This is a genomic window from Burkholderia sp. BCC1644 (assembly GCF_902833225.1).
Taxonomy (GTDB): domain Bacteria; phylum Pseudomonadota; class Gammaproteobacteria; order Burkholderiales; family Burkholderiaceae; genus Burkholderia.
Window position 1 is genome coordinate 85,879 of sequence record NZ_CADFEI010000001.1, and the last position, 23,754, is coordinate 109,632.

Annotated in this window: 21 protein-coding genes; 11 read left to right on the forward strand and 10 right to left on the reverse strand. The window is 68.8% G+C overall.

Annotation, left to right across the window (positions count from 1 at the left end):
* Nucleotides 1-173: 173 nt before the first annotated feature.
* Complete coding sequence (locus tag HWX87_RS00385) at nucleotides 174-1,688, forward strand: acetyl-CoA hydrolase/transferase family protein (protein ID WP_176045127.1); 1,515 nt, start codon at nucleotides 174-176, stop codon at nucleotides 1,686-1,688.
* A 37-nt stretch (nucleotides 1,689-1,725) separates the two neighbouring features.
* Here HWX87_RS00385 and HWX87_RS00390 read toward each other — a convergent pair whose 3' ends face one another.
* Nucleotides 1,726-3,255 (reverse strand): DHA2 family efflux MFS transporter permease subunit, encoded by a 1,530-nt coding sequence (locus HWX87_RS00390; protein WP_176045128.1) that lies wholly within the window; start codon nucleotides 3,253-3,255, stop codon nucleotides 1,726-1,728.
* 135 nt (nucleotides 3,256-3,390) lie between these two features.
* Between HWX87_RS00390 and HWX87_RS00395 the strand changes: the two genes are divergently transcribed.
* A complete protein-coding gene (locus HWX87_RS00395; RefSeq protein ID WP_176045129.1) occupies nucleotides 3,391-3,831 on the forward strand; it encodes a MarR family transcriptional regulator in 441 nt (146 codons plus the stop codon).
* Nucleotides 3,832-3,887: 56 nt separating this feature from the next.
* Nucleotides 3,888-4,958: a tetratricopeptide repeat protein gene (locus HWX87_RS00400; RefSeq protein WP_176045130.1), complete on the forward strand. Its 1,071-nt coding sequence runs from the start codon at nucleotides 3,888-3,890 to the stop codon at nucleotides 4,956-4,958.
* Between the two features lie 6 nt (nucleotides 4,959-4,964).
* On the opposite strand, the gene HWX87_RS00405 is transcribed toward HWX87_RS00400, so the two are convergent.
* The gene (locus tag HWX87_RS00405) at nucleotides 4,965-5,462 is read right to left on the reverse strand and encodes a DUF2938 domain-containing protein (RefSeq protein WP_176045131.1); all 498 of its coding nucleotides are present in this window, start codon (nucleotides 5,460-5,462) and stop codon (nucleotides 4,965-4,967) included.
* A gap of 137 nt (nucleotides 5,463-5,599) precedes the next feature.
* On the opposite strand from HWX87_RS00405, the gene HWX87_RS00410 reads away from it, so the two are divergent.
* Together HWX87_RS00410 and HWX87_RS00415 are read left to right on the forward strand one after the other, a co-directional pair.
* On the forward strand, nucleotides 5,600-6,025 hold the full coding sequence (locus HWX87_RS00410) for a helix-turn-helix domain-containing protein (RefSeq protein WP_176045132.1): 426 nt from the start codon (nucleotides 5,600-5,602) through the stop codon (nucleotides 6,023-6,025).
* Between the two features lie 92 nt (nucleotides 6,026-6,117).
* Nucleotides 6,118-6,927: a hypothetical protein gene (locus tag HWX87_RS00415; RefSeq protein ID WP_176045133.1), complete on the forward strand. Its 810-nt coding sequence runs from the start codon at nucleotides 6,118-6,120 to the stop codon at nucleotides 6,925-6,927.
* A gap of 1 nt (nucleotide 6,928) precedes the next feature.
* Here HWX87_RS00415 and HWX87_RS00420 read toward each other — a convergent pair whose 3' ends face one another.
* Together HWX87_RS00420 and HWX87_RS00425 are read right to left on the reverse strand one after the other, a co-directional pair.
* Nucleotides 6,929-7,813, reverse strand: a complete 885-nt coding sequence (locus HWX87_RS00420) for a helix-hairpin-helix domain-containing protein (protein WP_176045134.1) — start codon at nucleotides 7,811-7,813, stop codon at nucleotides 6,929-6,931.
* Nucleotides 7,814-7,993: 180 nt separating this feature from the next.
* The gene (locus HWX87_RS00425; RefSeq protein ID WP_176045135.1) at nucleotides 7,994-9,529 is read right to left on the reverse strand and encodes a sigma-70 family RNA polymerase sigma factor; all 1,536 of its coding nucleotides are present in this window, start codon (nucleotides 9,527-9,529) and stop codon (nucleotides 7,994-7,996) included.
* A gap of 298 nt (nucleotides 9,530-9,827) precedes the next feature.
* Between HWX87_RS00425 and HWX87_RS00430 the strand changes: the two genes are divergently transcribed.
* Both HWX87_RS00430 and HWX87_RS00435 read left to right on the forward strand, forming a co-directional pair.
* A complete protein-coding gene (locus HWX87_RS00430; RefSeq protein WP_176045136.1) occupies nucleotides 9,828-10,250 on the forward strand; it encodes a hypothetical protein in 423 nt (140 codons plus the stop codon).
* 53 nt (nucleotides 10,251-10,303) lie between these two features.
* A complete protein-coding gene (locus HWX87_RS00435) occupies nucleotides 10,304-11,107 on the forward strand; it encodes a peptide-binding protein (RefSeq protein WP_176045137.1) in 804 nt (267 codons plus the stop codon).
* A gap of 125 nt (nucleotides 11,108-11,232) precedes the next feature.
* Here the strand turns inward: HWX87_RS00435 and ilvD are convergent, their stop codons facing one another.
* From ilvD to HWX87_RS00460, 5 genes are all read right to left on the reverse strand, one after another.
* Nucleotides 11,233-13,092 carry a dihydroxy-acid dehydratase gene (gene ilvD, locus HWX87_RS00440; protein WP_176045138.1) on the reverse strand — a complete coding sequence of 620 codons (1,860 nt, stop codon included), beginning with the start codon at nucleotides 13,090-13,092 and terminating at the stop codon, nucleotides 11,233-11,235.
* Nucleotides 13,093-13,363: 271 nt separating this feature from the next.
* A complete protein-coding gene (locus HWX87_RS00445) occupies nucleotides 13,364-14,386 on the reverse strand; it encodes an Ldh family oxidoreductase (RefSeq protein ID WP_176045139.1) in 1,023 nt (340 codons plus the stop codon).
* The gene (locus HWX87_RS00450) at nucleotides 14,379-15,971 is read right to left on the reverse strand and encodes an aldehyde dehydrogenase (NADP(+)) (protein ID WP_176045140.1); all 1,593 of its coding nucleotides are present in this window, start codon (nucleotides 15,969-15,971) and stop codon (nucleotides 14,379-14,381) included. The genes HWX87_RS00445 and HWX87_RS00450 overlap by 8 nt, the downstream gene beginning before the upstream one ends.
* A gap of 76 nt (nucleotides 15,972-16,047) precedes the next feature.
* On the reverse strand, nucleotides 16,048-17,673 hold the full coding sequence (locus tag HWX87_RS00455; protein WP_176045141.1) for an APC family permease: 1,626 nt from the start codon (nucleotides 17,671-17,673) through the stop codon (nucleotides 16,048-16,050).
* A 227-nt stretch (nucleotides 17,674-17,900) separates the two neighbouring features.
* Nucleotides 17,901-18,821 carry a dihydrodipicolinate synthase family protein gene (locus tag HWX87_RS00460; RefSeq protein WP_011547925.1) on the reverse strand — a complete coding sequence of 307 codons (921 nt, stop codon included), beginning with the start codon at nucleotides 18,819-18,821 and terminating at the stop codon, nucleotides 17,901-17,903.
* A 251-nt stretch (nucleotides 18,822-19,072) separates the two neighbouring features.
* Here HWX87_RS00460 and HWX87_RS00465 point away from each other — a divergent pair, with 251 nt between their 5' ends.
* The 4 genes from HWX87_RS00465 to HWX87_RS00480 are packed head-to-tail and all read left to right on the forward strand — an operon-like array spanning nucleotide 19,073 to nucleotide 22,624.
* Complete coding sequence (locus tag HWX87_RS00465; protein WP_176045702.1) at nucleotides 19,073-20,005, forward strand: 4-hydroxyproline epimerase; 933 nt, start codon at nucleotides 19,073-19,075, stop codon at nucleotides 20,003-20,005.
* Nucleotides 20,002-21,129 (forward strand): FAD-dependent oxidoreductase, encoded by a 1,128-nt coding sequence (locus HWX87_RS00470; RefSeq protein ID WP_176045142.1) that lies wholly within the window; start codon nucleotides 20,002-20,004, stop codon nucleotides 21,127-21,129. The genes HWX87_RS00465 and HWX87_RS00470 overlap by 4 nt, the downstream gene beginning before the upstream one ends.
* A complete protein-coding gene (locus HWX87_RS00475; RefSeq protein WP_040139619.1) occupies nucleotides 21,126-21,359 on the forward strand; it encodes a 2Fe-2S iron-sulfur cluster-binding protein in 234 nt (77 codons plus the stop codon). The genes HWX87_RS00470 and HWX87_RS00475 overlap by 4 nt, the downstream gene beginning before the upstream one ends.
* Nucleotides 21,356-22,624 carry an FAD/NAD(P)-binding oxidoreductase gene (locus tag HWX87_RS00480; RefSeq protein WP_176045143.1) on the forward strand — a complete coding sequence of 423 codons (1,269 nt, stop codon included), beginning with the start codon at nucleotides 21,356-21,358 and terminating at the stop codon, nucleotides 22,622-22,624. Before HWX87_RS00475 ends, HWX87_RS00480 begins: the two co-directional genes overlap by 4 nt.
* 43 nt (nucleotides 22,625-22,667) lie before the next feature.
* Here HWX87_RS00480 and HWX87_RS00485 read toward each other — a convergent pair whose 3' ends face one another.
* Nucleotides 22,668-23,612, reverse strand: coding sequence for a LysR substrate-binding domain-containing protein (locus HWX87_RS00485; RefSeq protein WP_176045144.1), 945 nt, complete (start codon nucleotides 23,610-23,612; stop codon nucleotides 22,668-22,670).
* Between the last annotated feature and the right edge of the window lie 142 nt (nucleotides 23,613-23,754).

The window sequence follows — 23,754 nt, forward strand, 5'->3', positions numbered from 1 at the left end:
GGCATATTCGGTAAGGATCTTTTGCATCCAGCGGACATTTCGCGGCGATGGCCTCTGCGATACTCCGACCATGCCTGTGGTGCCGGCCGCCCCGCGCGGCCCCAAGGGCTTCATGTCGCTCAGGAGACACCCCCCGCGACGTCAACGACCGACCCAAGCGTCAGAAACCAGCCATGTCTTCATCACGCATCCTCGCTCCCGCCCTGCGTTCGCTCGTCCGCACCGCCGACGAAGCCGCCGCGCTGATCCGTCCCGGCATGACCGTCGCCATGAGCGGCTTCACCGGTTCGGGCTATCCGAAGGCCGTACCGGCCGCGCTTGCCACCCATATCGACGCGGCGCACGCGCGCGGCGAGGACTTCCGGATCAACGTGCTGACCGGCGCGTCGACCGCGCCGGAACTCGACGGCGCGCTCGCCCGCACCAACGGCATCTCGATGCGGCTGCCGTACCAGTCCGACCCGACGCTGCGCGACAAGATCAACAGCGGCGAAGTCGATTACCAGGACGTCCACCTGAGCCACGTCGCGCAGTACGCGTGGTTCGGGCTGTACGGCGATCTCGACGTCGCGATCGTCGAAGTCGCGGGCATCCGCGAGGACGGGCTGCTGATCCCGTCCGCGTCGATCGGCAACAACAAGACCTGGCTCGAACGCGCGAAGCACGTGATCCTCGAAGTGAATGCGCGCCAGCCGCTCGGCCTCGACGGGATGCACGACATCTATTACGGCACCGCGCTGCCGCCGCACCGCAAGCCGATTCCGCTGACGAAGAGCGACGACCGGATCGGCGAGCCGTACCTGCGCTGCCCGGCCGACAAGATCGTCGCGATCGTCGAGACCGACGCGCCGGACCGCAGCAACGCGTTCTCCGCGCCGGACGAGACGTCGAAGCAGATCGCGCTGCAGCTGATCGACTTCCTGCGCCACGAAGTGAAGCGCGGCCGCCTGCCGGAAAACCTGCTGCCGTTGCAGTCGGGCGTCGGCAACATCACGAACGCGGTGCTCGCGGAACTCAGCTCGGCCGGCTTCTCGAACCTGACGGCCTACACCGAAGTGATCCAGGACGCCATGCTCGACCTGCTCGACGACGGCACGCTGAGCTTCGCGTCGGCCACCGCGCTGTCGCTGAGCCCGGCCGCCGTGCAGCGCTTCGCCGACGAAATCGCGACGTTCCGCGAGAAGATCGTGCTGCGCCCGCAGGAGATCAGTAACCATCCGGAGCTCGTGCGCCGCCTCGGCTGCATCGCGATGAACGGCATGATCGAGGCCGACATCTACGGCAACGTGAACTCGACGCACGTGATGGGCACGAAGATCCAGAACGGCATCGGCGGCTCGGGCGACTTCGCGCGCAACGGCTACCTGTCGTGCTTCATGTCGGCGAGCACCGCGAAGGGCGGCGCGATCTCGCGGATCGTGCCGATGGCGAGCCACGTCGACCATACCGAGCACGACGTCGCGGTCGTCGTCACCGAGCAGGGCCTGGCCGACCTGCGCGGCCTGTCGCCGAAGCAGCGCGCACGCAAGGTCATCGCGACCTGCGCGCATCCCGACTACCGGCCGATGCTCGAGGACTACTTCGAGCGCGCGTCGCACGAGAGCTTCGGCAAGCACACGCCGCACCTGCTCGCCGAAGCGCTGTCGTGGCACGAGCGCTACGTGCGGACCGGCACGATGAAGGTCTGACGTTTCGGCTTGCGACGGGCGTGCGCCCGTCGCGTCGTCAATCCATCGCCGCGTGCGCGACGTCGACGCTCGCCGCTTTCTGCGGCGGGCGGATCAGCAGCAACAGCGGAATCATCAGCAGCGTCGCGACGAACATCAGCTTGAAGTCGTTCAGGTACGCGATCATCGTCGCCTGCTGGTTGATCGTGCGGTCGAGCAGCGCGATGTCGAGGCGGCTGCCGGCCATCGCCTGCACGGCCGGGTTGAACGGCGTGATGTGGGTCGCTAGATCGGCGTGCGCGACCTGCGTATTGCGCGTCATCAGCGTCTGCACGATCGAGATGCCGATACTGCTGCCGATGTTGCGCATCAGGCTGTAGGTGGCCGTGCCGTCCGCGCGCAGGTCGGGCGGCAGCGTCGAGAACGACAGTGCGCTCAACGGCACGAACACGAGCCCCAGCCCGAAGCCCTGGACCACGCCCGGCCACACGATGTCCGATTCCGACAGCACGACCGTGTACTGCATCATCTGCCACAGCGCCAGCGCGGAAATCGACAGCCCGGCGAGCAGCAGCATCCGCGCATCGACGTATTTCAGCAGCCTGCCGACGAACAGCATCGCGATCATCGTGCCGGCGCCGCTCGGCGCGGTGACGAGGCCCGTCGTCGCGACCGGGTAGCCCATCAGGTTCTGCAGCATCGGCGGCAGCAGCGCGCGTGTCGCGTACAGCACCGCGCCGACGACGAAGATGAACAGCGTGCCCGTCGCGAAGTTCGGGTCGCGCAGCAGTTCCGACTTGAAGAACGACGCCTTGCCGACGGTCGCCGTATGCACGAGGAAGAACGCGAAGCTGAGCGCTGCGAGAAGCGCTTCGATACGGATTTCGTACGACCCGAACCAGTCGAGCTGTTCGCCGCGGTCGAGCATCGCCTGGAACGCGCCGATCGCGAGCGCCAGCGTCGCGAAGCCGAACGCATCGAATTTCACGTGCGGGCGCGGCGCGCGCGCCGGCAGGAAGGTCATCACGCCCGCGAGCGCGAACGCGCCGATCGGCACGTTGATGAAGAACACCCAGCGCCAGTTGTAGCTGTCGGTGAGCCAGCCGCCGAGCGTCGGGCCGAGGATCGGGCCGACCATCACGCCCATCCCCCAGATCGCCATCGCCTGGCCTTGTTTCTCGCGCGGGTTGATGTCGAGCAGGATCGACTGCGACAGCGGCACCAGCGCGGCGCCGAATACGCCCTGCAGCAGCCGCGCGCCGACGATCTGCACGAGCGTCTCGGACAGCCCGCACAGCGCCGACGCGACCGTGAAGCCCGCGATCGACACGATCAGCAGCCGCTTGACGCTCAGCCGGTCGGACAGCCAGCCGGTGAGCGGCGTCGCGATCGCCGCGGCGACGATATAGGAGGTCAGCACCCACGTGATTTCGTCCTGCGACGCGGACAGCGTGCCCTGCATGTGGGGCAGTGCGACGTTCGCGATCGTGCTGTCGAGGGTCTGGATCAGCGTGGCGAGCATGATCGACAGGGTCAGCATCGGCCGGTTCAGGGCGGGCGAGGCGGGGGCGTCGGCGGCGGGGTTCAAGCAGGTGTCTCCGTGGGGCGGTCGCCGTGGGCGGCGATCCGGTATGGCTCAAATTATAAGCACGCTTATTATATAGCCGCTTATCGCCGGGGCGCGAGCCGCGGCCCGCTGGCGGCTTGACCCTATAATCGGCTGATGGACAAGACCTACGAGAACCGGATCGGCTACCTGATCGCCGACGTGGCCCGCCTGAACGGACGCCTGTTCGACCGGCGCGCGAAGCGCATCGGGCTGACGCGGGCGCAAAGCCGCGTGCTCGCGTACCTGACGTGGAAGGGCGAGATGAACCAGGCGCGCCTGGCCGAATGGCTCGAGATCACGCCGATCTCGCTGACGCGCCTGCTCGACCGGATGGAAGGCTATGGCTGGATCGAACGCATCGCGAACGACGACGACCGGCGCGCGTTCGTGATCCGCCTGACCGACAAGGCGCGCGAGATCTTTCCGCAGATGCTGGAAGTGGGCGATACCGTCGCCGACGACGGGCTGCGCGGCTTCACGCCCGACGAGCGCGATACGCTGGTGCGGCTGCTCGGGCGGGTGCGCCACAACCTGATCGACTGCGGCGGCGAGTGACGCGGGCGACCGTTCGGGCGCACCGTTTGCAACCATAAAAAAGAGAACGCTGAGAGATGACCCAGGCACGACGAATCGGCCGGAAGACCCGCATTGCGATCCTCATCGCGCTCGCACTGATACTGATCCTCGGGAGCGGCGTTGTCTGGCTCGCGCACGACGATGCACCCGAGACGTTCGACGCAGCGATGGCAAAGGCGCAGCGCGGCGACGTGGACGGCGAATTCAACGTGGGGCTCAGGTACGAGCACGGCGACGGCGTCGAGCGGAATCCCGTCGAAGCCGCGAAGTGGTACAGGCGGGCCGCCGATCACGGCGATGCATCTTCGCAGAACAATCTCGGCACGCTTTACGAAACCGGCGTCGGCGTGACGCAAAGCCGTTCGGAGGCCTTGAACTGGTACCGGCGCGCGGCCGCGCAAGGCAATGCGAATGCATGGTGCAATCTCGGCCGCGCGTACGAGGACGGCGAAGGCGTGCCGCGGGATCGTACGGAAGCGGTGCGGCTCTACCGGCTTGCGGCCGACCAGGGGCTGGCCAGGGGGCAGCTGTACCTGGCGATGATGTACGACGCCGGCACCGGCGTGCCGCAGGATTTCGCGGAAGCCGCCAAATGGTACCGGCGCTCGGCGGACCAGGGCGATCCGCAGGCGCAGAACAGCCTCGGCTACCTGTACGACACCGGGCATGGCGTGAAGCAGAGCGACACCGAGGCGTTCAAGTGGTATCGGCTCGCCGCGGAACAGGGCAACGCGAACGCGCAGAACAATCTCGGCCTGATGTATGAAAACGGGCAGGGTGTGCACGAGGACGACGCCGAAGCGGCGAGCTGGTACCGGCTCGCGGCGGCGGGGGGCGTCGGGAGCTCGCTGTTCCGGCTGGGCATGCTGTACTACGTGGGCAGCGGCGTCGACCGCGATCCGATCGCCGCGAATGCGCTTTTCGGTCTGGCTGTCGCAGCCGGCAACACGCGCGCACAGGCCTATCTCGATCAGGGCGCGAAGCTTACGGCGCCGGCCGATATCGAGAAAGCCGCGCGGCTGCGGGCCGCGATGAGCCAGCCGGGCAAACTGCTCGACGCGCTCGACCATTACGAGGCAACCGCGCAACGAAGCGATGACGGCTGATGCCCGTCAACGGCCCAGCGCCGCAAGCGTGAACGCGGCGAGATAGAGCCCCACGCCATACGACAGATGCGTGACGAGACTGCGCCGGCGCGCGACGCCCGGATGCGGCGTGCGCGACGCGGCGATGCCGAAGCCGAACGCCGGCTGCATCACGAAGAACGGGGCGACCACGCTGGCAAGGCCGGCGACGAGGGCAGGAAGCGGCGTCGGCGTGGCGATCCATGCGGTGCCCGCGATCATGACCGGCAGCGCCGCGAACGCGATGCCGATTGCGTAGTGTGCGATCCAGCCGACAGGACGCTCGCCCGGCACGGGCGGCGCGGCGACGATCGACGCGTGCCGGAACCGGCCTTGCAGCATGTGGCCGAGCCAGCGGCCGACCAGTGCGTAGTCGAGCGACGGCGTGCCGAACGCACGCCGCCGGAACAGCGTCCACAGGTCCAGCAAGAGCGTGGCGCCCGTGCCGATCAGCAGCACGTCGAGCACGATAGCGGGCATGTTCATCGCACACCTCCGAAGCGGACGGCGGCTGCGCGGTGCGGCGCAATACGGGATGGTTTCAGCGGTTTCATGGCGTTTCAGGCTTGTGTTCGTGAAGTCGAGCGACTATCTTGCAACTTCAAGTTCACTTGAGGTCAAGCATGAGCCGTCTGGACATTGCGGACGTGGCGCGGCGCTCGGGATTGCCCGCGTCGACGCTGCGCTACTACGAGGAAAAGGGGCTGATCGTCGCGAATGGCCGGCACGGGTTGCGGCGGCAATACGACGAGTCGGTGCTGGAGCGGCTGGCGCTGATCGCGCTTGGCCGCGAGGCCGGTTTTTCGCTCGACGACATCCTCGCGATGGTCGGCGCGGACGGCCAGCCCGCGATCGATCGCGCGAAGCTCGACGGCAAGGCCGACGAACTCGACCGCACGATCCGCCGGCTCGGCGCCGTGCGCGATATGCTGCGGCACGCGGCCGTGTGCCCGGCGCCAAGCCATCTCGAATGTCCGTCGTTCCAGAAGCTGCTGCGCATCGCCGCGCATCGTCGTCCGGCGCGTCGCACGAAGGCGGACGGTGCGTAGGCCACCCGCGCGATGCGCGTGCGGCACGGTGGCGGTGCGGCCGGCCCCGGCCGGAAGTCGAAAACGAAAACGGAAAACAACGGGGTTGCCGCGTGTCGATATTGCTTGCGCCATTGCTGGTGCTTTATGTGCTTCCGGCCGCGTATGCGGCATCGAAGGTCGGGCCGCATTACGGGTTTCTCGCGGGGTGCGCGACGATGGCCGCCGTGCTGGCGGCGCAGACCACCCTGCTGACGTGGGGAACCGCATGGGTAAAGCGGCGGCGTGGCGGCGCCGGGCAGGCCGGTACGGCCGCGCCGGCCGTACCGGCAGATAGTCCGGACGACGAACCGGATGACGACGCCGGCGACGCGCCCGATGTGCCGCTTCGATACGGCGAGCATGCAAGATTCAAGCAACTGGTTCTGATTGCCGATAACGCGCAGCCCGACGTCGCACGCTATTTCTACGACAACGCGAAGCGGACGATCGAAGCGTTCGTGGACGTCGAAACCGGGCGCGACGATTCGGGCGCGTTGATGGTGTCGATGGCCGAACTTGCCGCCGAAGGTGGGGTGCCGGCCGCGCCACCTGACCAAACGCTGACCGTGTTCGTGTCGAACGACGGCGCATGGTCGGGGTTCCGCGTCGGCGGCGACAGCTTCCGGTTTCGCCACGGCGCGATCACGAAATTGCGGCTCACGCAGGTGATACCGATACGCTGGAAGGGCGGCTACACGGTGTCGTTGTGGTTCGACGTGCCGAAACGGAAAAGCGCCGCCGATTATGTGTCGTATTCGACCTGGTTCGATCTCGCGGTGGAATATTCAGGTCGCCGCTCACGCGCGCTCACCCATGCATGTCGCGAAATCGCGTCCGTGCTCGATGTGGCGTTCGATGTCGACGAAACCTCCGACGACTGACTCATCCCGCGTAATACACGCGGCATTCCATCTCGCGTCCGCGCACGATGCGCTTGCCGACGAGCGAGCCGTACGTTTCGGTGAAAACGGTGCGCTGGTTTTCGCACTGTACGGCGTCGTAGAAATAGAGCGAGACCCAGTCCGTCGGACGGCCGGCTTCCGGCGTGCGCATCGCGGCATGCAGGCTCAGTGCCGTGAAATGCCAGCCGCCTTTGGTCATGTGCATCACCACGGGCGGCGGCACATAGCCGTCCGCGTTCAGGCGCCGTTGCGCGAGCGTCGGCAGCACGCCGGCGGCCGCCTTGTTGCGGTACTGGCGGTCGATGTAGAGCAGCAGCTCGACGGGCGGCTCCGTGCCGGGCCCGGCGTGTTGCACGTGACCCTGCCAGCGCCGGCGGCGGCTCAGCACGTCGTCGAGCGCGGTGCGGATGCCCGCGGCGCGGCGCGGGCCGACGCCCGAGATCGTTTCGAGCTGGCCGTTGCGGGCCGCGCGTTCGAGTTCCTCGAGCGAATCGATGTGCAGCAGGTCGTGAATGCGCAGCGCGAGCGCGTGGCCGATGCCCGGCACGGCTTCGAACGCGGACGTGCGTTGGGCGTCGCCGCACAGCCGGTCGAGCTGGCGCCAGCGGCCCGTCACCAGCAACTCGGCAATCGCCTGCGCGACGCCCGTGCCGATCTCGGGCAGCGCACCGAGCGCGTCGATGCCGCCGGATTCGAACACGGTGCGGAGATCACGGTCGAGCGCATCGACCGTCTCGGCCGACGCGCGGTAGGCGGCGACCCGGTAAGGATTCGCGCCCTGGTCGGCCAGCCGCTGCGCGGCCTCGCGCAGGCAGGTCGCGATGTGCCGGTTTTCCTCGAACGTTTGGCTGGCGGTCGTCTGCATGGCGAGGGACCTGGGGAAGCTCAAACGGAATGGACACGGCGAACGATGCGCCGGTCGGCGTTTCACCATTGTCGCGACACGCGACGAAGAAAACTTGATGCACGTCAATGGCAAACGTAGCACATGCGCGAAGCGCACGGTCGTGCCGGTTGGCGGCACGACCGTGCGTCGCGTGTGCGCTTACGCGTCGAGGAACGACTGGGCGTTCTCGGCCTCGGCAGCCGTGCGCAGTGCGGCGAGCGCCCGTTTCTCGATCTGCCGCACGCGTTCGCGTGACATGCCCGCGTCCAGTGCGATGGCGTCGTACGTATCGGGCTCGGCGCCGCCAAGGCCGAACCGCCGGCTCAGCACGTCGGCCTCGGCCGGCGTGACCGACCGGAGCAGTGACCGCACACAGTCGCGCATGCGCGTGTCGGCCAGTTGCTCGAACGGACTGGCCGAGGCGTGATCCTCGATCAGTTCCACGAGCCCGGTGTCCGCATCGGGCAGCGGCGTGTCGAGCGAGAGGGGCTCGGCCGGCAGCGCGAGCACCGCGCGCACCTTGTCCTCGGCGAGGCCGGTTTCGGCCGCGAGCTCGGCCGGCGTCGCCCGGCGGCCCGTGCGCTGGCGAAAGCGCAGCGCATGCCGCTGTACGCGCTGGTACTGGTCGCCGACGTGCACGGGCACGCGGATCGTGCGAGCGCGATCGGCGACCGCACGCGTGATCGCCTGACGGATCCACCAGGTCGCATAGGTCGAGAACTTGAACCCGCGCCGGTATTCGAACTTCTCGATCGCGCGCATCAGGCCGAGGCAACCGTCCTGCACGAGATCGGACAGGTCGACGCCGCGGTTCATGTACTTGCGCGCGATCGACAGCACGAGCCGCAGGTTCGCCTCGAGCATCGCGCGCGTCGCGTCGCGCACTTTCTGCTGGCCATCACTCAGCGCAGCCGCGAGAGCCCGCCGCGCGACCGCGTCGAAACGGGCGGCTTCGCCCGTCGCAGCGTCATGCGGTGCGGTTGCGAGCGCGCGCACGATGCGGCTGGCGTCGTCGACGGCCGGTGCAACCCACGCAAGCGAACCGAGCAGGGCGGCCACGGCGTTGCGCGCGTCGCGGTATGCGTCCGAGCGGACGCCGTGCGCATGCAATGCGTCGCGCAGCGTCGACACAGCGGCCTGCAGATCGTCGTAGCGGGCGGGGGCGCGCGTGTCGCCTTGGTCTTCATCGGCCGTGCCGGTTGCGCCGGTCGCACCCGTTGCACCGTGACGCGCAAGCAGCGCGTCGACGGCCGCCGGATACCCGGCGAGCGCGTGCAGCACCTGATGGCGACCCGTCTCGATTTCGCGGGCGAGCACGATTTCGCCTTCGCGCGTAAGCAGTGGCACGGCCTGGATGCGGCGCATGTAGAGCGCGAGCGGATCGGTCGATGCACTCGTGCCGCGTGCGAGGTCGCCGAGCATGGCCCGGCCCTCGTCGAGCGTGTCGCGATCGACGTCGACCGGCGCCGCGCCGGCGAACGGCGCAGGCACGGCCGGCTCGTCGAGCACGGCAATGCCGATGTCGGCGAGCGCGGCGCGTACGACGTCGAGCGCATCGGGGCTGTCGCTTTCGGGCGGCAGCGCGTCGACGAGGTCGGCGTGTGTCAGATAACCCTGTTCGCCGGCAAGCGCCAGCAACTGGATGATCGGATCGAGCGGTGTGTCCGCCCGGGGAGTGGGGCGTGGCGTAGTCATGTCGATGGCGGCGCGAGCCGCGTTCCTGTCTGGGCGGGCCGAAGTCCGCCGGTGGGCGGCCGCCGGTCGTTCGCGAACACCTGTCCGCGCCGGTCAGCCTGACATCGTTCAAGTTGAGGGCATTTGCGCCAACTTCAACGCGGGCGCCGCGGACGGGCGAGCACACCGCATGCCCGCCTGCACCGTCAGGGGCAGGAAACAAAAAGTAACCGATCATACGCGCGGAAATCTGCAGGGGACGTAAGCTAGAGTCAGGCGCGCGCCCGGCGGCGGCGCGCGGATTCTGCCGGAGCACGAGATGAACCCGATTTCCGCCGCGAGGCCCGCCGTCATCGCGCTGGCCGCGCTGACGCTCGGCGGCTGCTACTACACGAGCCCGTATGGTTATGCACCTTATTACGCACCGGTGCCCGCCACGGTGACGCAGCGCGAAGTTCCGGTTGCACCGGCCACGCGCGGTCCGGCCCCTTCCACGGCGCCTGCCACGCCGGACTACGTCGATGCGCCGGCGCCGGTGTATGTCGCACCGGCCTATGTGCCGCCGCCGTATCCGTACTACTACCCCGCGTATTACTCGGGCTGGTACGGGCCGCCCGTCACGATCGGCTTCTGGGGCCGTTGGGGCGGCGGATACTGGGGCGGGCGAGGCGGCTACTGGCATCGTCCGTGGGGCGGCGGGCATTGGGGTGGCGGCCACTGGGGCGGCGGCCATCGGCACTGATAGGCACTGATCGGCATTGACCGGCGCGCGGCGGCACCGCGCGGGAGAGCATCATGAGCAACACGTTTGTCCGAAGTCTGTGCGTCGTCCTGGCCGGCCTCGCGGCCGCGCCGGGCATTGCCGACGCGCAGAGCAGCGCTTACACGAACTCGCCGGCCGAGCTGTTTGCCGGGCCGGCGCCCGATTATCCGGTGGTGGCGCAGATCCCGCCCGATACCGCGCTGGACGTATTCGGCTGCCTGAGCGACTACTCGTGGTGCGACGTCGCGCTGCCGGGCGTGCGCGGCTGGATTGACGCGCAGTTGCTCGAGTATCCGTACCAGGGCAGCTACGTGCCGTTGCTCGAATACGGCGCGATCATCGGGGTCCCGGTGACGGGATTCGCGATCGCCGCGTACTGGGATCGTTATTACCGGCACCGCCCGTGGTACCACGACCGCGATCGCTGGGCGCATCGCCCGGAACCGAGGCTCGGCCCCGGAGGCATGCCGCCGGGACAAGGCCGTCCGCAACCGGGCGGGCCGATGCAGGTTGCACCGGGCGGCCCGCCCGTGCACGACGCGCGGCCGTCGGCTGCACGCGGCGGCTGGAACGGCGCGATCCGCACACCGCCGCCGGCAGCACCGGCGCCTTCACCGATGCCGGGCGGGGCGGGCAACGCGCGTCCGGCAGGCCCGCCGCCGGCCGTGATGCGCCCGGCGCCCGCGCAAGGCGGCGAAGCGCGTCCGATGCCACCGCCGGTGCGCCAGGGCGGCGGGGGCGGTTATGCGCGGCCGCAAGGTGGCGGAAATGGTGGCGGCAACCACGGAGGTGGTGGAGGCGGGGGAGGTGGAGGCCCCGAAGATTTCCGTCACTGATGCCGCCGGCGCCGTGGATTCCCCTGGCGCCGGACGAAAAAAAGCCGCTCCGGAGAGCGGCTTTTGAATCGGGCGAGCGGTCGGCTGCGTGGCCCGCAACTGACCGCCGGCAGTAGCCCGTTGCGTCAGTCGTCCAGCAGCGACAGGTCGCGCACGGCGCCCTTGTCGGCCGACATGACCAGCTTCGCGTAGGCCTTCAGCGCGGCCGACACCTTGCGCGGACGCGGCAGCGCCGGCTTCCAGCCCTTCGCGTTCTGCTCTTCGCGGCGGCGCGCCAGTTCCTCGTCCGACACCAGCACGTCGATCGTGCGGTTCGGGATGTCGATGCGGATCTTGTCGCCGTCGCGCACGAGGCCGATCGCGCCGCCTGCTGCCGCTTCCGGCGAGCAGTGACCGATCGACAGGCCCGACGTACCGCCCGAGAAGCGGCCGTCCGTCAGCAGCGCGCAGGCCTTGCCGAGCCCCTTCGACTTGATGTAGCTGGTCGGGTAGAGCATTTCCTGCATGCCGGGGCCGCCCTTCGGGCCTTCGTAGCGAACGATCACCACGTCGCCGGCCTTGACCTTGTCGTTCAGGATGTTTTCAACGGCTTCATCCTGCGATTCGGTCACATGCGCCGAGCCTTCGAACACGAGGATGCTTTCGTCGACGCCGGCCGTCTTCACCACGCAGCCGTCGAGCGCGATGTTGCCCGTCAGCACCGCGAGGCCGCCTTCCTTCGAGAACGCATGCTCGTACGAGCGGATGCAGCCTTCGGCGCGATCGAGGTCGAGGCTCGGCCAGCGCGTGTCCTGGCTGAACGCAACCTGCGTCGGGATGCCGGCCGGGCCGGCCATGTAGAACGTGCGGACCGCTTCGTCCTGCGTGCGGACGATGTCCCACTGGTCCAGCGCATCCTTCAGCGTCGGTGCGTGGATGGTCGGCACGTCGGTATGCAGCTTGCCGGCGCGCTCGAGCTCACCGAGGATCGCCATGATGCCGCCTGCGCGGTGTACGTCCTCGATGTGGTACTTGTTCGTGTTCGGCGCGACCTTGCACAGCTGCGGCACCGAGCGCGACAGGCGGTCGATGTCCTTCATCGTGAAGTCGATGCCGGCTTCCTGCGCGATCGCCAGCAGGTGCAGGATCGTGTTGGTCGAGCCACCCATCGCGATGTCGAGCGTTATCGCGTTCTCGAACGCGGCGAAGCCGACCGAGCGCGGCAGCACGCGTTCGTCGTCCTGCTCGTAGTGCTGGCGCGTCAGTTCGACGATGCGGCGGCCGGCGCGCTTGAACAGCTGTTCGCGATCGGCGTGCGTGGCGACCACCGTGCCGTTGCCGGGCAGCGACAGGCCGAGCGCTTCGGTCAGGCAGTTCATCGAGTTCGCGGTGAACATGCCCGAGCACGAACCGCAGGTCGGGCAGGCCGAGCGTTCGACTTCGGCGACTTCGGCGTCCGAATACGACGGATCGACCGCGATCACCATCGCGTCGACGAGGTCGAGCTTCTTCACTTCGATGGCCTTGGTGACCGGGTTCGCGAGGCGCGTCTTGCCGGCCTCCATCGGGCCGCCCGACACGAAGATCACCGGGATGTTGAGGCGCATCGCGGCCATCAGCATCCCCGGCGTGATCTTGTCGCAGTTCGAGATGCAGACCATCGCGTCCGCGCAGTGCGCGTTCACCATGTATTCGACCGAGTCGGCGATGATGTCGCGGCTCGGCAGCGAATACAGCATGCCGTCATGGCCCATCGCGATGCCGTCGTCGACCGCGATCGTGTTGAATTCCTTCGCGACGCCGCCGGCGGCTTCGATCTCGCGCGCGACGAGCTGGCCGAGATCCTTCAGGTGCACGTGCCCGGGCACGAACTGCGTGAACGAGTTGACGACCGCGATGATCGGCTTCGAGAAATCGTCGTCTTTCATGCCGGTGGCGCGCCACAGCGAGCGCGCACCTGCCATGTTGCGGCCGGCGGTGGAGGTTTTGGAACGGTAAGTGGGCATTGTGATTGCTGAAGAAAGATCGCGGAAAAGGGTGGAGGCACGGGGAATAAAGGCCTCTCTCGCGCCCGTGCGAACAACCTCTTGAGCTGCGCCCAGGGCAAACCGGGCGATTATCCCACAGCCGCCGCGGGCGTGGCGCCCATGGGGCCGGCGACGGGCATGGGCCGCGTGACGGGCGTGGCGGCTGCGAGCTGCCGGCCCGGCCGGTTCGGGCGGCGGCGGAGTCGCCTTCTCGTCGATGACGAAGGCGCGCCGCCCCCGCGCCCGGGCGTCAGTCGAGCAGCGTCAGGATTTCGTCGTACAGCGCCTTCGGAACCCGCACGCCGTTCGCGATGCTGCGCGCGCGGGCGTCGAAGCGCCGTTGCGACGGCAGCCGCGCACCCTGCGCGACGATCGATTCGAACATCCGTTCGCCGCGCGCGAGGCCCGCGTCGAGATCGTCGCCGAGGAACACCTTCGGATCGAACGCGATCACGAGCTCGCCGTGGCACGGCGTCGCGCCGACGCCTTCGTCGAAGTCCATCGATTCGCGGCTCGTCATGTCGCCGATCAGCGCGCCGCCGAGCAATTCGACCATCGCCGCGAGCGCCGAGCCCTTGTGGCCGCCGAACGTACGCATTGCGCCCTGCAGCGCGGCCTTCGGGTCGGTGGTCGGCTGGCCGTGGGCATCGATCGCCCAGTGCGATGGAATCGCCTTGCCTTGCTTCGCGTGCAGCTCGATGTCGCCGCGCGCGATCGCGCTCGTCGCGAAATCGAACACGAACGGCTCGCCGCCGGGGCGCGGCCATGCGAACGCGATCGGGTTCGTGCCGAACACGGGCTCGCGGCCGCCTTCCGGTGCGACCCAGCTATGGCTCGGGTTCATCGCGATGCCGACCAGCCCTTCGGCGGCAATCGCCTCGACCTCGGGCCACAGCGCCGAGAAGTGGTAGCAGTGATTGATCGTCATCGCGGCGATGCCGTGCTGCTTCGCCATCTCGACGAGCACGGGCAGCCCGGTTTCGAAGCTCAGCAGCGAAAAGCCGCGATGCGCATCGACCGCGACGATCGACGACGACAGCTTGCGTAGCGTCGGCACTGCTTGCGGATCGACCTTGCCCTTCTTCAGCGAACGCACGCAGACGAGCAGCCGGTACACGCCGTGCGAATGGCATTCATCGCGCTGGCCCTGCGTGATCACGTGGGCGATGGCCCGTGCATGCGCGTCGGACATCCCGTGGTGCGTCAGCACGCGCAGCGCGAGCGCGTGGACTTCATCGAGCGACAGGACGACTTCGGCGGTTTGCTCAGTCATGATTCACCTCGCGCGGCGCGGGCACGCCGTCGATGCGTTGCGGCACGTGCAGCGGATTGCCGTTGCGGATCGCGTCCGGCAGCAGCGCATCCGGCAGGTCCTGATATGACACGGGGCGCAGGAAGCGCTCGATCGCGCGTGCGCCGACGGACGTCGTGCGCGTGTCGGAAGTCGCCGGGAACGGGCCGCCGTGCACCATCGCGTGACCGACCTCGACACCCGTGCCGAAGCCGTTGACGAGAATGCGGCCGGCCTTGCGTTCGAGCGTCGGGCGCAGCGCGGCGAACAGCGCCGCGTCGCCGTCGGCGAGATGCGCGGCGATCGTCAACTGGCCTTCGAGCGATTTCAGCACGCGATGCAGCGTATCGGTATCCGGGCAGCGGACGATCAGCGATGCGGGGCCGAATACTTCGTCGCGCAGCTCCGGGCGCGCGATGAACGCGTCGGCCGAGGTCGCGAACAGCGCCGCGCGGGCCTGATGGCGGCCGCCTTCCGCGCCTTGCGCCAGCAGCTCGACCGCATCGTGACCGCGCAGTGCCGCGACGCCTTGCGCATAGCTCGCGTGGATATGCGGCGTCAGCATCGTCTGCGCGGCCGCCGCGCGCACCGCATCGGCCGACGCGGCTTCGAACGCGCGCAGCGCCGGGCCGTCGACGGCGAGCACCAGGCCGGGGTTCGTGCAGAACTGGCCGGCGCCGAGCGTGAGCGACGCGACGAACTGCGGCGCGATGGTGTCGTGGCGGGAATCGAGCGCGGCGGGAAACAGCAGCACGGGATTGATCGAGCTCATTTCCGCATAGACGGGAATCGGCTCGGGGCGCGCGGCCGCAATATGCATCAGCGCGACGCCGCCGCGACGCGACCCGGTGAAGCCGACGGCCTTGATGCGCGGATCGGCGACGAGCGCCTGGCCGATCTCGCGCGACGCGTCGAACAGCAGCGAGAACACGCCGGCCGGCATCCCGCATTCGCGCGCGGCCTGCTGGATCGCGCGGCCGACGAGTTCCGACGTGCCCGGGTGCGCGGAATGCGCCTTGACGATCACCGGGCAGCCGGCTGCCAGCGCCGATGCCGTGTCGCCGCCGGCGACCGAGAACGCGAGCGGGAAATTCGACGCGCCGAACACGGCGACGGGCCCGACCGCGACGTTGCGCAGGCGCAGGTCGACGCGCGGCAGCGGCTTGCGCTCGGGGCGCGCCGGATCGATCCGTGCGTCGAGAAAGCCGCCGTCGCGCACGAGCGAAGCGAACAGCGCGAGCTGGCCGACCGTGCGGCCGCGTTCGCCTTCGATGCGTGCGCGCGGCAGCCCCGTTTCGATCACGCAGCGCTCGATCAGGTCGTCGCCGAGCGCCATGATGTGGCGGCCGATCGCGTCGAGAAACGCGGCGCGCGCTTCGAGCGGCGTTTCGCGATAGAGGTCGAACGCGTCGTCGGCGAGCGCGCAGGCCGTCTCCAGGTCGTGCAGGCTCGCGCCGCCGAAAGCGGGTTCGATCGGTTCGCCGGTGGCGGCGGCGATCGCGTGGAGGGTGCCGTTCTGTCCGGCGACGGCGGACTGGCCGATCAGCAGTTGACCTGTGAGTTGCATGGTTTTCCTCGGAAAAAAGCAGGGGCCGGGCGTGGTGCGCCCGGCCGCAGGGATCATGGGAAATGGCGGGAGGGCGTCAGTCCTCGTCGTCGTCGAGCTGCAGCTTGTCGGCGCGCACGCCGGTGTTGGCGCCCCAGTAGTAGATGGCGAGTGCGACGGCCGCGACGACGACCGTGTCGTACGGATGCGCGAGCTGGCCCGTGCCGCCGAAGCCGCCGAGATACGACAGCACGATCATCGCGGCATAGAACGCGATCAGCCACGCGGACGAGCGCACCTGTTCGGCGAGGCTCAGGTGCGCGGTCGGCACCCAGCGGCGGCATGCGAGATAGATGACGAACATCACGATCTGCAGGCCCAGCAGCCAGGACACGGTGCTCCAGCCCGACCAGTAGACGATCAGCGCGGCGATCACGAACGATGCAGGGCCGGTGATGCCGAATGCCACCGCACGGAACGGCCGCGGCAGGTCGGGAGCGGTGCGGCGCAGCGCGGCGACCGAGACCGGCGCGACCGCATAGCTCAGCACGAGCGCGGCCGACACGATGTTGATCAGCGCTTCCCACGACGGGAACGGCAGCGTCCAGAAGATTGCGAGGCCGAACGTGAGCCACAGGCCCGCGCGCGGGATGCCCGATGCTTCGTCGACACGCGTGAACACCTTGAAGAACGTGCCCGTCTTCGCCCAGCCGTAGACGACGCGCGGCGTCGCGTTCATGTAGATGTTGCCGCAGCCGCTCGGCGAGATCATCGCGTCGGCGACGACCATCACCGCGAGCCAGCCGACGCCGAGCGCGAGCGCGATGTCGCGGTACGGCAGCGAGAACGCCTTGCTGACGTCGTGCCAGCCGGCGGCGAGCATGGCGGTCGGGATGCTGCCGATGAACGCGAGCTGCAGCAGCACGTAGATCAGCGTCGACAGCAGGATCGACAGGATTAGCGCGATCGGGATCGTGCGCTGCGGATTGCGCACTTCGCTCGCGACCGACACGATCGGCGTGAGCCCGAGATACGCGAAGATGATGCCGCCCGCGGACACGGCCATCTCGATGCCCGGCATGCCGAACGGTGCGAAGCCGTGGACGGTCAGGTTCGCGGGCTTGAAGAACGTGAACAGCACGCCGATCACGGCGAGCGGCACGATGAACTTGAAGATGCTGATGATGTTGTTCGCTTTCGCGAACGTCTTCACGCTCGAATAGTTCAGGTAAAAGAAGAAGCAAAGCAACGCGGCCTGCACGAGCCAGCCGAGCGTCGTCGGGTCGCTCGATCCTTCGGCCGTCAGGCCAGGAAACCACGCGGCCGCGTACTGGCGCGCGGCGACGACTTCGATCGCGATCAGGCTCGAAAAGGCGATCAGCGTGATGAAGCCCATCAGGTAGCCGAGCAGCGGGCCGTGCGAGAACACCGGATAGCGCACGACGCCACCGGCACGCGGCAGCGCGGCGCCGAGTTCGCAGTAGACGATGCCGAGCAGCAGCACCGCGAAGCCGCCGAGCAGCCACGAGAAGATGCCGGCCGGGCCCGCGATCGTCGACACGTGACTCGCGGCGAACAGCCACCCCGAACCGAAGATGGCACCGAGACCGATGAACGTGAGATCGGTCAGCGACAGCTGTTTCTTGAACTTGCCGTGACCCGCGTCGGGGTGCGCGGAACGGGAAAGCGGGACAGACGGTTGAGCGTTGCCTTGGCCTGGCATGGGCTTGTCTCCTGGGGAATGGCGGTACAGGCGTGAGCTGCGCGCGCTCCGACGGAGCAGCGCGCGCGCCTGCCGGCCGGCGTCGCCCGGTTCGAACGACCGGGGCGGGACGCGGCCCGTTCACGCGCGGCGCGGGCTGGCGCCGGTGGAAACGGGCCCGCGGGCCAATGCCGGACCGGAGACGGCGGCGAGCAGGGGAAGCCTGCGCGCCGCCGCAGGGGAGTCGATCAGAGACCGACGTCGGGCAGTGCCGGGCGCGTTTCGAGCGCCTTCGCGACGATCGCCTTCACTTCCGCGAGCGTGTCGCCCTGCAGCGCGAGGCGCGGCGGACGCGTGATCGCGCTGCCGCGGCCGACCAGCTCTTCGCACAGCTTGATGCACTGCACGAGGTCGGGGCGGGCATCGAGGTGCAGCAGCGGCATGAACCAGCGGTACAGCGCGAGCGCTTCGTCGAAGCGCTTCTGCTTCGCGAGGCGGAACAGCGTCTCGCCTTCCTTCGGGAACGCGTTCGACATGCCCGACACCCAGCCTTCGGCGCCGACCGCGATGCTCTCGACCACGACGTCGTCGAGGCCCGCGAACAGCACGAAACGATCGCCGACCGCGTTGCGCAGGTCGATGAAGCGGCGCGTATCGCCCGACGAATCCTTGAAGCAGACGATGTTCTCGCAATCCTGCAGCGCGATCAGCACGTCGGGCGTCACGTCGTTCTTGTAGATCGGCGGGTTGTTGTAGACCATCACCGGCAGGTCGGTGCTCGTCGCGACCGCGCGGAAGTGCGCAGCGGTTTCATGCGGCTTCGCCGAGTACACGAGCGCGGGCATCACCATCACGCCGTCGACACCGACGCGCTGCGCTTCACGCACCGTGTTGCGCGCGAATTCGGTCGTGAATTCGGCGATGCCGGCGATCACCGGAATCTTGCCGCCGGCCGCGTCGCGCGCGGCTTCGATCACCTGGAGTTTCTCGCTCGTCGACAGCGACGTGTTTTCGCCGACCGTGCCGCAGACCACGAGGCCCGACACGCCGTCGTTCACCAGGTTCTTCACTACGCGGTGCGTGGCGTCGATGTCGAGGGAAAAGTCCGGCTTGAACTGGGTGCTGACGGCCGGGAAAACCCCGGTCCATTGAATGGCTTTGCGGCTCACTGAAATCTCCTACGTTCGTATCGGTCGGCCGACAGGTGTGTCGGTGTGGCAACCAGTATCGCCGCGCAAATGCCCATCACGCTTGAGTCGTATCGCGGAGCAAAATGACGAAATCGGCACAGCGGCCGGCAGGGGCGCGACGGGCGCGTCGCACTATGCCGATTTCGTCGTCGTCCTCATCGAAAAGCCACAAGCGGACGGACGCGCGACGGAGGAAGCTATGCTCCTTTCCCCACTTCGGACGGCTCATGATGAAGCGCATCCAGATCATCGATTCGCACACGGGCGGCGAACCCACTCGGCTCGTCGTGTCCGGATTTCCGTCGCTCGGCAGCGGCACGATGGCCGAGCGCCGCGACGTGCTCGCGCGCGAGCACGACCGTTACCGCACCGCGTGCATCCTCGAGCCGCGCGGCAGCGACGTGCTGGTCGGCGCGCTGCTGTGCGAACCCGTATCGCCCGACGCGGCGGCCGGCGTGATCTTCTTCAACAATAGCGGTTATCTCGGGATGTGCGGGCACGGCACGATCGGCGTCGTGCGCACGCTGCATCACATGGGCCGCATCGCACCCGGCGTGCACCGGATCGAAACGCCCGTCGGCACCGTCGAGGCGACGCTGCACGACGACCTGTCGGTCAGCGTGCGCAACGTGCCCGCGTATCGCCATGCGCAGGGCGTCGCCGTCGACGTGCCGGGATACGGCCCCGTGAAGGGCGACATCGCGTGGGGCGGCAACTGGTTCTTCCTGATCAGCGACCACGGGCAGCGCGTGACCGGCGACAACGTCGCGGCGCTCACCGCGTATGCGTCGGCCGTGCGCGAAGGGCTCGAACGCGCGGGCATCACCGGCGCGAACGGCGGCGAGATCGACCACATCGAGCTGTTCGCCGACGACACCGAACACGACAGCCGCAGCTTCGTGCTGTGCCCGGGCCTCGCGTACGACCGTTCGCCGTGCGGCACCGGCACGAGCGCGAAGCTCGCGTGTCTCGCGGCCGACGGCAAGCTTGCACCGGGCGTCGTGTGGCGGCAGGCGAGCGTGATCGGCAGCGTGTTCCAGGCGAGCTACGAGCAGGCCGACGGCGGCATCGTGCCGACGATCCGCGGCAGCGCGCACCTGAGCGCGGAAGCGACGCTGCTGATCGAGGAAGACGATCCCTTCGGCTGGGGCATCGGGTCGTGAGCGAAACGAAGACCGACGTCGTCGTGATCGGCGCCGGCATCGTCGGCGCGGCGTGCGCGCACGAACTCGCGCAGCGCGGGCTGCGTGTGCTCGTCGTCGACGACGCGAGCGGCGGCGCGACCGGCGCGGGGATGGGCCACCTCGTCGCGATGGACGACAACGCGGCCGAGCTGGCACTCAGCCATTACTCGATTGAACTGTGGCGCGCGCTGAGCGGCGAAATGCCGGAAGGCTGCGCGTACCGCAACTGCGGCACGCTGTGGCTCGCGGCCGATGCGCACGAGATGGATCTGGCGCGCGCCAAGCAGGCGACGCTTGCCGCGCACGGCGTGGCCGGCGAGCTGATCGACGCGGCGGCGCTTGCACGACTGGAGCCGATGCTGCGAACGGGGCTCGGCGGGGCGCTGAAGATTCCCGGCGACGCGATTCTCTATGCGCCCGTCACCGCGAACTGGCTGCTGCAGCGCGTACCGCGCATCACGTTGCGCCGCGACCGGGCCGTCGCTGTCGATGGACCGGGCGTGACGCTCGCAAGCGGCGACACGCTGCGCGCGGAGCGCGTCGTCGTCGCGAATGGCGTTGCAGCGCGCACGCTGCTGCCCGAATTGCCGCTGCGCCCGAAAAAGGGTCACCTGCTGATCACGGATCGTTATCCGGGTCAGGTGTCGCACCAGCTCGTCGAGCTGGGGTATGCGGCGAGCGCGCATGCGAGCGACGGCACGTCGGTCGCGTTCAACGTGCAGCCGCGGCCGACCGGCCAGTTGCTGATCGGCTCGTCGCGCCAGTTCGACACCGAGGATGCGCGTGTCGAGCCGCCCGTGCTGGCCCGCATGCTGCGCCGCGCGGTGGGCTACCTGCCGGATCTGGCCGACCTGAACGGCATCCGCTCATGGACCGGATTCCGCTCCGCGAGCCCCGACGGCCTGCCGCTGCTCGGCGAGCACCCGGCGCGGCCGGGCGTGTGGCTCGCGGTCGGGCACGAAGGGCTCGGCGTGACGACGGCGCCGGGCAGCGCGCGGCTCGTCGCCGCACTGATGGCCGGCGAGCGCCCGCCGATCGATATCGAACCGTATTTGCCGGGACGCTTCCTGACCGCGTCCCCCGTAGCCGGAGCGCTGACATGATCATTCATCTGGACGGCCGCGCGCTGACGGTGGCCGACGGCGCGACCGTCGCGGCCGCCATTGCGGCGAGCGGCGACGACACGACGCGGGTGTCGTGCACGGGCGCGGCGCGTGCGCCGTTTTGCGGGATGGGCGTCTGCCAGGAATGCCGGATGACGATCGACGGCCGGCGCCGGCTGGCGTGCCAGACGCTGTGCCGCGACGGGATGCAGGTGGAGCGTACGCGATGAAACAGGAACGATTGAGCGTCGACGTCGCGATCGTCGGCGCGGGTCCGGCCGGGCTGTCGGCCGCGCGGGCAGCAGTGAAGGGCGGCGCGACGGTCGCGATCATTGACGACAACCCGCGTGCGGGCGGGCAGATCTGGCGGCAAGGCGCGGCGGCCAAGCCCGCGCCGGTCGCCGCCGAACGCCTCGCCGTGCTGCGTCAGCCGAACGTCACGCATCTCGCGGCGACGCGCATCGTCGCCGAAACGCAGCCGGGTACGCTGCTGCTCGAGGATGACGAACGCGGGCTGCTGCTCGATTTCCGGACGCTGATTCTCTGCTGCGGCGCCCGTGAGTTGCTGCTGCCGTTTCCGGGCTGGACGCTGCCGGGCGTCACCGGGGCGGGCGGCCTGCAGGCGCTGATCAAGTATGGCCTCGACGTGCACGGGCAACGCACGGTGATCGCCGGCAGCGGGCCGCTGCTGCTGGCGAGCGCAGCGACGGCCCGTCAGGCCGGCGCGCGCGTGTCGCATGTGCTCGAACAGGCCGCATGGGGCGACGTCGCCGGTTTCGGCGCGGGATTGTGGCGCTGGCCGTCGAAGCTCGCGCAGGCCGCGAAGCTCGCCACGGCCGCTTACCGGCCCGATGCGCATGTCGTCGAGGCATTCGGTGACAAGCGACTCGAACGCGTTCGGATCCGCCAGGGCGATCGCGAGTTCGATGTCGATTGCGACCGGCTCGCGTGCGGCTTCGGCCTCGTGCCGAACACCGTGCTGCCGAGCCATCTCGGCTGCCGGATCGAGAACGGCGCGGTGGCGGTCGACGCGCACCAGCGTACGAGCCGCGAAGGGGTGTTGGCGGCCGGCGAGTGTACGGGCGTCGGCGGCAGCGAGCTGGCGATGGTCGAAGGCGAGATCGCCGGTCATGTGGCGACCGGGCAGACGGCGCAGTTGGCCGCGCTGATTGCGCAGCGCGCGCACTGGCAGGCGTTTGCGGATGCCGTGCGTGGGCGTTTCGCGATCCGCGAGCCGATCCGCCGGCTTGCGCGGCCCGATACGCTGCTATGCCGCTGCGAAGACGTGCGTTTCGATGCAGTCGCGCAAGCGCCGGGCTGGACGGCCGCGAAACTGCAGTCTCGTTGCGGGATGGGCGCATGCCAGGGCCGCGTATGCGGCGCGGCCGCGCAGGCATTGTTCGGCTGGACGCCGCCGGTGCCGCGCACACCGCTCGTGCCCGCGCGGGTCGGCACGCTGATGCTGGACGGCGCGGCATCCTGCGACGGCGCGTGACGCGTCGCGTCCAAGCGGCCCGGTTGACGCCGGGCCGCGCCATTCATTCCACCTTCACTTTCTCCCATCCGCCGACCTGCGGCGCCGCGCAGGCGCGCAGGCACTCGATCGTCGCGGCCACCGCCGCGCGGTTCGCGCTGTCGGGGTGCCAGTACATCGACACCGCGCCCTGGCCTTCGAGCTGCATCGGCAGGATCCGGATCGCGTTCAACTGCGCAAAGCGCTGCGCAGCACGATGCGACGCGACGCCGAGCAGGTCGGTGTTGTTCAGCAGCGTGAGGTTGAGGATCGACGAATTCGATTCGACGCAGTGCGGCGGCCGCACGCGGCCGGCGGCCGTCAGCGCGGCCTCCAGCGCGTTGTGCACGGGCGTGCCCGACGGCCACACGATCCACGAATAGGCGAGCACGTCGTCCCAGCCGACCGACGCCGCACCGGCCAGCGCGTGGCCGGGCCGCGCGACGAACACGACCGGATCGACATACAACGCTTCGGCGCGCAGCAGCGGATCGACGGAGGTCGAGCCCGAACGGCCGACGACGATATCGAGTTCGCTGCGTGCGAGCTGCGGCATCAGCTGGTTCATCGTGCTTTCGGTGAGCCGTACCTGCGCGCGCGGCATCTGCTTCAGCAGCTGCGACACCGCGAGCGGCACCGTATCGGCCGCCGCGACGCCCGATGTGCCGATCGTCACGAGGCCGCTGCCGCCTTCGCGCAGCGCGGCCATGTCGTCGCGCGCGACGTCGAGCTGCGCTTCCACGCGGCGCGCGTGCTCGATCAGCGCTTCGCCGTAGGGCGTCGGCCGCAGGCCGCGCGCATGCCGTTCGAACAGCGGCAGCCCGACATCTTCTTCCAGCTCCTTCAGCCATTTCGACAGCGCGGGCTGCGTGGTCGCGAGCGCGACCGCCGACTGGCTCAGGTTGCCGGTGCCGGCGAGGCTCAGCAGTACCTGCAGATGCCGCAGTCGCAGCCGGTGGGTCCAGTCCATCGCATGCCTCGTCGCAAGAAGGTATATCCAGAAATACATGGATCAGATGTTTTGATCATTTTACCGGGTATGGCTGCGTCGAATATAAATCCACTCACGGACTGCTGCACGGTCCCCGACCAGACAGACCTGGCGCCGACGC